The sequence below is a fragment of the bacterium genome, assembly GCA_037147175.1.
Lineage (GTDB): Bacteria > Cyanobacteriota > Vampirovibrionia > Gastranaerophilales > UBA9971 > UBA9971.
Genome location: JBAWVS010000067.1, coordinates 1 through 10,280, shown reverse-complemented (window position 1 = coordinate 10,280; position 10,280 = coordinate 1). Strand labels below are relative to the sequence as shown.

Genomic DNA, 10,280 nt, shown 5'->3' with positions numbered 1-10,280 from the left:
TGCATAGGATAGTAACTTAAAAAAATTCTGACTGGACATCGGGGCATGATATAGCAATAAATAAAACCATTGAACAAAACACATTATTTTATATTTCAGATTGTGCACATAAAGATATAACTTTTTTCAAAATGTCAGAACTTTATGAACTTTTAACTTTAAAGGTTGCTGTAAAAACAATAACCCCCGAGTGGTTTATTTATGATTTGACAAGGATACATCGACCAATTTACAGATTATGCAAGCGGATTTTTGATATTATAGGGGCTTCAATAATATCATTCGTGACATTGCCAATAATGATTATTCTTGCGGTATCAACAAAAATAGCTGACGGAGGCAAAATATTTTATACGCAGGAAAGAGTTGGAAAAAATGGCAAAATCTTTGAAATGCTTAAATTCAGAACAATGATAGAAAATGCTGAAAAAGATGGCGCTGTTTGGGCTGTAAACAACAATAAAGATACGAGAGTAACAAAAATAGGACGCATTGCCAGAAAGTTAAGATTCGATGAACTTCCTCAAATGCTTAATATAATAAAAGGAGAAATGAGTCTGGTAGGTCCTCGCCCTGAAAGACCTGAATTCACACAGATACTTGAAAAAAAAATTCCTTTTTATCAAAGAAGACACTGGGTAACTCCCGGTTGGACAGGTTGGGCCCAAATAATGTACAGATATGGGGCATCTACAGAAGATGCAATAGAAAAACTAAGATACGAACTTTATTATATTAAACACAGAAACTTGTTTTGGGACTTCAGTATACTTGTAAAAGCTGTATTCATGGCATTATCAGGAAGGCACGGATAAAATGAACATATTAGTTACAGGCGGCGCAGGCTATATAGGAAGTCATTTTGTCAAACAACTCGGGGAAGAAACTGACCATAATATCTATATAATTGATAATTTATCAACCGGTTTTGTAAAAAATATTTTATTTGGCAAGCTGTTTCAAGTAGATTTATCTGAAATAGATAAAATAGAAAATATATTGATAAATAATAAAATAAATGCTGTTGTTCATTTTGCTGCATCTATTGTTGTGCCTGAATCAGTAGAAAATCCGTTAAAATATTATTTTAACAACACAATTAACACTGCAAATTTAGTTAAATTATGTATTAAGCACAATATAAACAAATTTATTTTTTCATCTACAGCGGCAGTTTATGATGAGTCTACTCAGTTGCCTGTAAAAGAAAGTAATGTATTAAATCCGATAAACCCCTACGGAATGAGTAAACTAATGAGTGAAAGAATCATTCAAGATATTACTGTTGCTCATAAAGATTTTAAATATGTCATACTGCGCTATTTTAATGTTGCGGGTGCTGATATAAAAGGAAGAATCGGGCAATGCTACCCTAATGCTACTCACCTGATAAAAGTAGCGGCGGAAACTGCTCTTGGTAATAGAGAAAAAATGTATATTTACGGAGATGATTTTAATACTGCTGACGGAACAGGGGTACGAGATTATATTCACGTTGATGATTTAGCTGATGCACTCATAAAAGCTCTTAACTATTTAGATAATAACGCAAGTGATATTTTTAACTGCGGATATGGTTTCGGTTATAGTGTAAAAGAAGTTATAAATACAATGAAAAAAGTAAGCGGAAAAGACTTCGCTGTTGAAATTGTAGAAAAAAGACAAGGAGATCCTGCTTGTATCATTGCAGATAACTCTAAAATAATCGAGAAAATTGGCTGGAATCCTAAATATAATGATTTAGAGATTATATGCAAAACAGCTTTGAATTGGGAATGTGAGCGAAATAATTATGAATTTTAGCGTATTGATGTCTTTATATGAAAAAGAAAAGGCTGAGTATTTAAGAAAAGCTCTCGACAGCATTATAAATCAAACGATTAAACCCTCGGAAATCTTATTAGTTAAAGACGGACCTTTAACTGTTGAATTAGAAAAAATTATTAATGAATATAAATCACAATTTTCCCACTTATTCAAAGTGATCGCTTTGGAAGAAAATCAAGGACTGGGAAATGCTTTAAGAATTGGCGTAGAAAACTGCTCTTTTGAAATTATAGCAAGAATGGACTCAGACGATGTTGCCAGAAATGACCGTTTTGAAAAACAAATCGGCGTTTTTAAAAAAAATCCCGACATTTCCATAGTTGGAAGTTTTATTTCAGAATTTAAAGATGAACCTGAAAATATTTATGCAGTAAAAAGCGTTCCAATAAGACCCGAAGATATAGCTAAGTATGCAAAATGGAGAAATCCTTTAAACCATATGACTGTCATGTTCAGAAAAACTGCTGTCCTGAATGCAGGCAACTATCAAACATTTCTTTATTTTGAAGATTATTACTTGTGGGCAAGAATGCTTAAGCTGGGAATGAAAATGGCTAATATTCCCGAATGTTTGGTTAATGCTCGAGCAGGAAACACTATGATAAAACGCCGTAAAGGTTCTTTTTATATAGAAAAAGAATTTAAATTGTACTTATATTTTCTAGAAATTGGATTTATAAACATTTTTGAATTTTCCAGAAATGTATTTTTAAAGTTCTGCCTGAGAATAATGCCTTATGACCTTATGAAATTGATATATAATATGATTTTGAGGAGAAAGCACTAAGAAATGATTGTAGTAAAAATTATCGGCGGAATAGGAAATCAGATGTTTCAGTATGCGGTTGGACTTTGTCTTGCTGAAAAGAACAATACCGAGTTGAAACTTGCTATTTCCGATTTTGCAAAGTATGGAAATCGCAAATTTCAGCTTAATGTTTTCAATATAAACGCTGAAATAGCAACTCAGGATGAAATTGACAAAATAAAATCCGAAAATTATCGAAAGGAGAAGCATTTTCATTTCGATTCTAAAGTGCTGGACTTGCCCGACAATGTTTATCTTGACGGTTATTGGCAAAGTGAAAAATATTTTAAAGACATTGAAACCATAATAAGGAAAGAGTTTACTTTTAAAGAAACTCCCGATGACACAAATCAAGAATTGTTGGATAAAATTAAAAGTTCCAATTCTGTTTGTATCCATATTAGACGTGGCGATTATGTTTCAACACTAAAAGCCAGATTGGTTCACGGAACCTGTTCTTTAAATTATTACAAAAAAGCAATGAGTTTTATTATCCGCAAAATTGAAAATCCACATTTTTATATATTTTCTGATGATACTGACTGGGTAAAAAAGAATTTCAAAATAAATGACAAAATGACGATTGTTGACAATAACAACGATTCTAGTGGGTGTTTGGACTTGATGTTAATGAGTAACTGCCAACATTTTATTATTGCCAACAGTTCATTTAGCTGGTGGGCTTCTTGGCTTGGCAAAAATCCCCGCAAACTGATTTTTGCTCCTAAAAGGTGGTTCGGAATCCTTTCAAATGTGAGTTCAAAGGATTTGTATGTCAAAGAATGGATAACCACATGACGTCAAATACAACAGTATTACTGCCAACGGGCAGTATGCCACTTTTAAAATAAAAAAATACAGCAGGAGAAAAACATGAATGATATTGAAAAAACTAATTTATATAATGACGGTCAGTATTTAGAGAACAATCCCACCTGGCATACAGAGGATTCTCCCTGGAAAGCCTTACAGATACTTAAATTGCTCGATAAAAATAATATTAAGCCAAAAACTATAAGTGAAATAGGTTGCGGTGCCGGAGAAATATTAAACAATCTTTATAATGAAATGGAAGAAGATATAACATTCTGCGGGTATGAAGTTTCTGAAGATGCCTACCAAATATGTAAAAACAAGGAAAAAGCAAGATTGAATTTTCAGTTAAAAGATTTTTTGACCGAATCTGATAAACACTACGATGCGCTGCTTTTAATTGATATTGTAGAACATATAGATGATTACATAGGTTTTTTAAAGCAAGTCAAAAACAAAGGCAAATATAAAGTTTTTAACGTTCCCTTAGAAATATTTGCTCTAAAAGCTTTATTTGGTCATTACTATTTGGAATCCAGAGAAAAATACGGACATATACATTATTTCAATAAAGACATTTTCTTGGCAGTTCTCGAAGATGCCGGGTATAAAGTTTTGGATTGGCATTATGGTAACAGTGTTCTGGAATTAGCCGGAATTAGTAAAAGCATAAGCCTTAAATCAAGAATGCTGCATATACCCAGACGCATCTTGAACAAAATCAATGTTGATTTTTCTGCTAAATTACTGGGCGGATATTCACTTTTTGTCTTGGTTGAATAATTGCTTATTTAAAGCTTAAAACATCATCTGCTTAATTATTTTATTTTTCGGCTTATAAAATTGGTATTGTAGGTTCCTTTAACAAATAAAAACCTCATCGCCAAAGGAACACCATTGGAACTGATTTTTTCTCCTAAAAGTTCATTGTTGTCTATATTTTGCATCATGTTTTTAATCTGATCGGGAGTTAAAAAGGAAACTATAGGATCCCCAATATTGAGACCTTGAGTAAACAATTCAATTCGACCATCAACAAAAGAAGAAAAGAATTTTTTAATGTTAAAGATGAAATCATTTGAAATTGTCGGTGCATAAGCAGGCTCTACGAGCAGAAAGTACCCTTGAGGTTTAACAAGTTGAAAAGCATTATCCAAAGCTTTTTTTGCCAGTTCAATAGAATCCGCCCTTGAGTCACCTATTAAATGATGCAATACTGCTGACAGCATGACAAAATCAAATTTATTTTTATATTTTCCTACTATTTCTTCATCGAGAATAGAACCCAGTATTGACTTAAATTCAACTTTTTTGCCTGTTTCATTCAAATAATTTTCGGCTATGTCCATTCCGTAAAGATCTTGTATTCCTGTTTGATCTTGTATCATTTGAAGTACATTTCCAGCCCCACATCCTATATCAAGAAAATTGCTATCTGATTTTACCTGTTTTTTAATAAAATCAACGATTAACCCAAATCTCTCGAGGCAATACTCAGGTACATTTTCATTAAAATATTCAGCTGTTTTTTTACATTCCGTATTTTTCACAATTCCACCAATTCAACTTTAATACTGCTCCAATTTTTTGCGGATGATTTTTTTATGATTTCAATAAAGAAATTTATTAACGTATACCCTGTACTGTTTTTTAAAAAATAAAATTATTGAACAAATAAATGCCTCGAATCCTACAATTGGTTTATCTCTTTTACCTCTTAAGTAGTCCATTCCTCCCCATTTTGGCTCTTGCTTATTGAGTACAACAATTTTTTTATTTTTCTTATATTCTTCCATAAAAGCCTGATCAGAATACATATAATTAGGTTCTAAAATAAGAGGATTTTTGTCTAACAGGTATTTATTCAAATGTGATTCATCGTTCACAACTGCTATAATACCATTTGCCAAGTCTTCCTTGATTGCGACGTTAAGTTTATCAATCATTTCTAAATACTCATCCGCCATTCCGCCATTTAAGCCACCCTGTAAATAATGGGTACCTTTACCGTAGGGTATATAAGCATTTGATAGAGGGTTTCTTTCATAGGGTAACCTGTCCGGATTATTAAAAAAACGTCTGGCCAGCAAAAGACCTGCAACCAGCCCGTCATTTTCTTTTGTGGGCAAACATTCTTCATTGACAAAGTCAACAAATTCCATATTTCCATTTAAAAAGAAAATATAATCAAACTCTTTTAATTGCGTTCTAATTCTACTAAACATCTCAAATCGCAATAAAGTTGCATATGGAAATTTCAGGTTTTCCTGATGAATTTTAACCACGTTACTCTCTTTTTCAAACATTAAACTTTCATTGTCGGTAAAAACAAAGTATGTTTTTTCATGTTTTGGAAGAAAGAATTGCTCGCAACTTTTATAAAACCCTTCCCAGAATACAGTATATCGACCAAGCCCTATATATAAAACTGCTATTTTCATTTTATTCCTTTCCTCGGTCTCGTTTTAATAAATCCTGCAAATATAAGCCTAATCGCCATTAAGTAAGAAGCCATCTGGCTAAAAAAGGAAATGTCACCCTGAACTTGTTTCAGAGTCTAACAATTGGACAGATGCTGAAACAAGTTCGGCATGACAGCAAGAAGGTTTTAACAAGACAGGCTCTAAATATAGATTCTCGTTTTTTTGGCTTAAATTTCTTTCGATTAGGTATATTATCGCCAATGAACTAAAAAAGAAGGCATTATACATAATATAGACAGAAAAGCCGTTAAACAGTATGGGTAAAATAATTATTAACGCTTTAAACCTTGTTTTAATTGAAATATAAAAAAGTAAAGAGGATACAACTAAAAATCCAATTAATCCTGATCCGACAAAATACATACTGAAATAATTATGCCCCGGCCAATACCCAAGAACACTTTTGGTATTAGCTAAGCCTACTCCGAAAAGAATGGAGCTCAAGTCGGCATTTTTAATATAATCAATTGTTTTTGAAATTACATAGAACTTGGAGTCTAAACTTCTTCCTTCAAATAGATTTAAACTCGTAAAACAGTTTTGTAACAGCAAAAAAGCAAGCCCAAATGACAGCATTAAAATAATATTTTTGAGAGAAAATAATTTACGAGCTTGTTTAAATATTATCCAGAAAACAACTATGGCAACAATTGACATTCTTGAAAAAGATAAAATAGTAACTATGAAAAGAATAAGCTGGTAGACTTTATAACTTTTTTTGGGTTGAATTATATCTAAATATAAAGCAAGAAAGAACATTACAACAACTTGCAGACCAAGACCGTTTGTATCATTCCACATAATACTTCCACCTTTAAACGCATAAAAAGATGAGATCAAATTAGCACCGTGTAAAGCAGAATGCACTCTTAAATAAGTATCAATTGCAAATAGAATTGTAGAAAAACATAAAAAATGCTCAGAAATTTTTACGATTTTTCTGTTATCAAAATTGTTTAATAAATAAACAGTCAAAATAAAATAAGCAAAAGCTATACATTGCCCCAAAACTTCTAAATGGAAAAGTAAAGGTTGAGTGATTCCAATGTAAACGATTGGCATTAAAGCAGAGATATAAACCTTATTGAAAGAACATTTATCTCCTGTAAACAACCCGAAAATTACAACAGCAAGAACAGTAAAGAAACTAATGTACACAGGGCTTATTATCGGAGTCCCGTAAAGATAAAACCCCGAAAAAACAACGCAAAGCCAAGCGCATATTTCAGTTAAATTTATATTATTGGGAATTGCCAATTTAAGTTCCTTTGGCAAGGTTAATCTAAGTTTCATTAATTAAAATTTCCTTCTCAATACAATTATAATTCAATTCTCTGTTTGTATAACGCTTTATAATGTATCTTCCAATATTTGTAAACTTTTTCTCAATAAAAGTATAAGTAAGATAAGATGTTAAAATTACTGAAACAACGGCTGCCGCAACGCCTGCATAAACATTGTAATTGAGGGTATAGAAATTCAAAAAGTATATGCCAACAGGAAGATGCAAAAGATAAATAGAATAGCTTATTTTCCCCAAAAAAGATAAAAAATTAGCCTTTAAATTTTGCAGATTGTAAAGTGTTATAAAACTGCTCAAGCCTAAAAAGTAAGCAGGCATAAAACTTAAAAACAATGATTTTTTTTCTAAAAAGCTAATAGGAATGACCGAAAGTAAAAATATAATGAAAAATTTGAAATCCAATGACTTTTTAATATAAACTCTTACGCCTATAAACATAACAGCCAATCCCAAAAAAATTATGGCTGGAATATGTAGATAAGGTCTTAATAATGCAAATAAGAAGGATAAAAACAAAAATACGAAAATATTATTTGAAATGAATTTTTCATTGTTTAAAAGGTTTTTAGAATAATATATTCCACATAAAATATAAAAAATTAATTCTACTTCTAAAGTCCAAAAAACATAAATTATATATTTAACGCCTAAAAAGCCTGGTATCATAAGTAGATTAGATAGCAATGTGATAAAATCGAACTTTTTTGATTCAATGACAATTAATGTAAGAATTGCAAACCAGTAAATCGGATACAATCTAAAAATTCTATTTATTATAAAATCTTTAAGGTTTGATTTAAACAAAGTATACGGGATTATAAACCCAGAAATACAAAAAAATAAAACGACACCTGCCCTCCCTAAAACAATATAGTTTTTTATTAGAGGTTCACTTTGTGAATGAATTGGGAAATGTTGAATAAAGTGAGCCGCCATAACCCAAATAGCCCCTAAGCCTCTTCCTGTGTCAAGCCAAGCTAATCTTTGTTTGCTCATAAAACTCTAACTCTTTCAATTATTTTAACCGCAGACTCTTTTCTGATTGGCTCATTATTGAAATAATCAGCATCTATCAAATAGCCCATAATATATTTTTTTAGCATATTATTATTCATTTTAGCAAAAAAACTTCTGCCTAAAAAGGTTACGGGTTTGTCAAGAATTTTTGCTTCCAGTCCTACTGTTGAATTTATTGTGATTACTTCGTCAGAATTGCTGATTAGCTGAAATGTATTGTGCTTTACAAAGTAAAAGCCGTATTTTTCTTTTAAGTCAAATATTTTCTTTATAAAAACTTTGTTTGTTTCAGCAGGATGAGGTTTTACAAGAAGTTTAATTCCTTTTTCTCTTGCTTTTGCCGAAGCAATCTCTATTGCTTGAGCATTATCTATATCACTGTTTATCATGAGTTGAGTATCGCTTGAAACTTGCATAGGATAAAAAATATAGTTTTCTTTTTCTATGTTTAAATCATCGTAGCCGTACTTTTGTTGAGCTTTATTTTTCAATCTTTTTTTGAAAAAATGGATCATAGAAATCTTAGGAAAATTGGGAACTCCGAGAATAAATTTTTTAAAGAGTCCTAAAATATAGTTAAAGATCAAATCTTTTAAATCGACTTTTTTAATAATAGCTTGACGAACAATGTGTGATTTCAATTTATTCTTTAAATAATTTTCTCGCCATTCCTCAAATTTTGCTTCATCAACTTCAAACTCCTCAAGAATTTCTGGATTTGCAAACAAAGATGAAAGCGCATTAACACCTTGAGGATCGGCAAATATTTTTCCGTCAATGTTTGCAATTTCAAGATAAAGCATTTTTATATTATGTTGCTTTGCAAAAGTTTCAAAACTCTGACCAATAATGTTATGACCGTTCCATGTCATAAATAAATTATAGTTATGCTTGTCATTAAGAGTTTCTAACGTAAAAACAATGCTTGAATAAAGTTTTTTTGCGTTTTTTAAATTTATAAGCCCCATCAGCAGACTATCAGGAATATTTTCGACAGATGATTTTTTATCGGCTCTTTTTACCAGAAAAAATTTATAGCCTTGTTTTTTAACTTTTAAGTAATTGTAAAAATTGTTTGTTAAAAAATGAACCTCATGTCCCAGTTCGTTTAGAGGTTTCACCATTTTTCTGAAAAAATTAAAATTTTCCGCATCGCTATATATTAATATTTTCATTCAGCTCTTTCTCCCTTCCCCTAATGAATTCACTTACTTTAGATGCTAAAAATATGTTTATATCAGTCTTTAAAAGACTTGTAGCCAAAATATACACCAAAACAGCTGTTATTAAATGCACTATGAGAATACAGAGATGACTTAGTTGAAGTTTATCGACAAAGGAAAGTGAAACAAACACAATTACAGCTCCAACAAGGTATTTCCACAAATCTTGCGATATTTCTTCCAAATTGATATATTTTTTCGTGACAAAAAACTGGTACATGGACACAGACAGTTGGCATAAAGCGTAAGCTATACAACCTCCCACAGCTCCGTATTTTGGAATGAGAAGGAAATTGAAATATACATTCACTACTGCACCAATTACTAACGAGATAGTAAAATCTTTCTCTTTTCCCGTAGGTATTAAAATTTGAGTTCCAAAAATACTTCCCACCGTCAGGAATAAAATAATGGGAGATGTTATTTTAATTAAAAAAGCGAGTTTCAGAAATTCTCCTTTAAACAACCACTGCACAAGATTATCGGATATGCCAATCAATATGGCAATCAGAGGAAAAGTCAGAAATAGCATCACTTTTATAGTTAATGTCGTATACTCCTTGATTTTTGCATCATCACCCTTTGCGTATATATTTGCTATTCGTGGTTGTATAACAGCGCTTAACGATGTTACCAGAGGGGTTATTATGCTCAAAAACTTAATGTTTATATCGTATAAACCTACCTGTGCCAAAGTTGAAATAAACCCCATAATTATTTTATCCATAAAGGCATAATTGGAAATAATAACTCTAGTGCATTGTTAATTTAATTTATTAGGATAAAGTTTTTTTAACTTAATTCTT

11 protein-coding genes are annotated in these 10,280 nt (G+C 31.3%); 5 read left to right on the top strand and 6 right to left on the bottom strand.

Features of this window, described 5'->3' with window-relative positions; translation table 11 throughout:
* Nucleotides 1-131 precede the first annotated feature (131 nt).
* From WCG23_12160 to WCG23_12140, 5 genes are all read left to right on the top strand, one after another.
* The gene (locus WCG23_12160) at nucleotides 132-815 is read left to right on the top strand and encodes a sugar transferase (protein ID MEI8390621.1); all 684 of its coding nucleotides are present in this window, start codon (nucleotides 132-134) and stop codon (nucleotides 813-815) included.
* A gap of 1 nt (nucleotide 816) precedes the next feature.
* Nucleotides 817-1,803, top strand: a complete 987-nt coding sequence (gene galE, locus WCG23_12155; GenBank protein MEI8390620.1) for a UDP-glucose 4-epimerase GalE — start codon at nucleotides 817-819, stop codon at nucleotides 1,801-1,803.
* The gene (locus tag WCG23_12150) at nucleotides 1,793-2,614 is read left to right on the top strand and encodes a glycosyltransferase (GenBank protein ID MEI8390619.1); all 822 of its coding nucleotides are present in this window, start codon (nucleotides 1,793-1,795) and stop codon (nucleotides 2,612-2,614) included. Before galE ends, WCG23_12150 begins: the two co-directional genes overlap by 11 nt.
* Before the next feature lie 3 nt (nucleotides 2,615-2,617).
* Nucleotides 2,618-3,433 carry an alpha-1,2-fucosyltransferase gene (locus WCG23_12145; GenBank protein ID MEI8390618.1) on the top strand — a complete coding sequence of 272 codons (816 nt, stop codon included), beginning with the start codon at nucleotides 2,618-2,620 and terminating at the stop codon, nucleotides 3,431-3,433.
* Between the two features lie 75 nt (nucleotides 3,434-3,508).
* Nucleotides 3,509-4,231: a class I SAM-dependent methyltransferase gene (locus WCG23_12140; protein MEI8390617.1), complete on the top strand. Its 723-nt coding sequence runs from the start codon at nucleotides 3,509-3,511 to the stop codon at nucleotides 4,229-4,231.
* A 35-nt stretch (nucleotides 4,232-4,266) separates the two neighbouring features.
* Here WCG23_12140 and WCG23_12135 read toward each other — a convergent pair whose 3' ends face one another.
* The 6 genes from WCG23_12135 to WCG23_12110 form a co-directional block, all read right to left on the bottom strand.
* A complete protein-coding gene (locus WCG23_12135) occupies nucleotides 4,267-4,998 on the bottom strand; it encodes a class I SAM-dependent methyltransferase (GenBank protein ID MEI8390616.1) in 732 nt (243 codons plus the stop codon).
* Between the two features lie 60 nt (nucleotides 4,999-5,058).
* The gene (locus WCG23_12130) at nucleotides 5,059-5,889 is read right to left on the bottom strand and encodes a family 6 glucosyltransferase (protein MEI8390615.1); all 831 of its coding nucleotides are present in this window, start codon (nucleotides 5,887-5,889) and stop codon (nucleotides 5,059-5,061) included.
* A 93-nt stretch (nucleotides 5,890-5,982) separates the two neighbouring features.
* On the bottom strand, nucleotides 5,983-7,224 hold the full coding sequence (locus WCG23_12125; protein MEI8390614.1) for a hypothetical protein: 1,242 nt from the start codon (nucleotides 7,222-7,224) through the stop codon (nucleotides 5,983-5,985).
* On the bottom strand, nucleotides 7,214-8,230 hold the full coding sequence (locus WCG23_12120; protein MEI8390613.1) for an acyltransferase: 1,017 nt from the start codon (nucleotides 8,228-8,230) through the stop codon (nucleotides 7,214-7,216). The genes WCG23_12125 and WCG23_12120 overlap by 11 nt, the downstream gene beginning before the upstream one ends.
* A complete protein-coding gene (locus tag WCG23_12115; GenBank protein ID MEI8390612.1) occupies nucleotides 8,227-9,426 on the bottom strand; it encodes a hypothetical protein in 1,200 nt (399 codons plus the stop codon). The genes WCG23_12120 and WCG23_12115 overlap by 4 nt, the downstream gene beginning before the upstream one ends.
* Nucleotides 9,407-10,219 (bottom strand): polysaccharide biosynthesis C-terminal domain-containing protein, encoded by an 813-nt coding sequence (locus WCG23_12110; GenBank protein MEI8390611.1) that lies wholly within the window; start codon nucleotides 10,217-10,219, stop codon nucleotides 9,407-9,409. Before WCG23_12110 ends, WCG23_12115 begins: the two co-directional genes overlap by 20 nt.
* Nucleotides 10,220-10,280 lie beyond the last annotated feature (61 nt).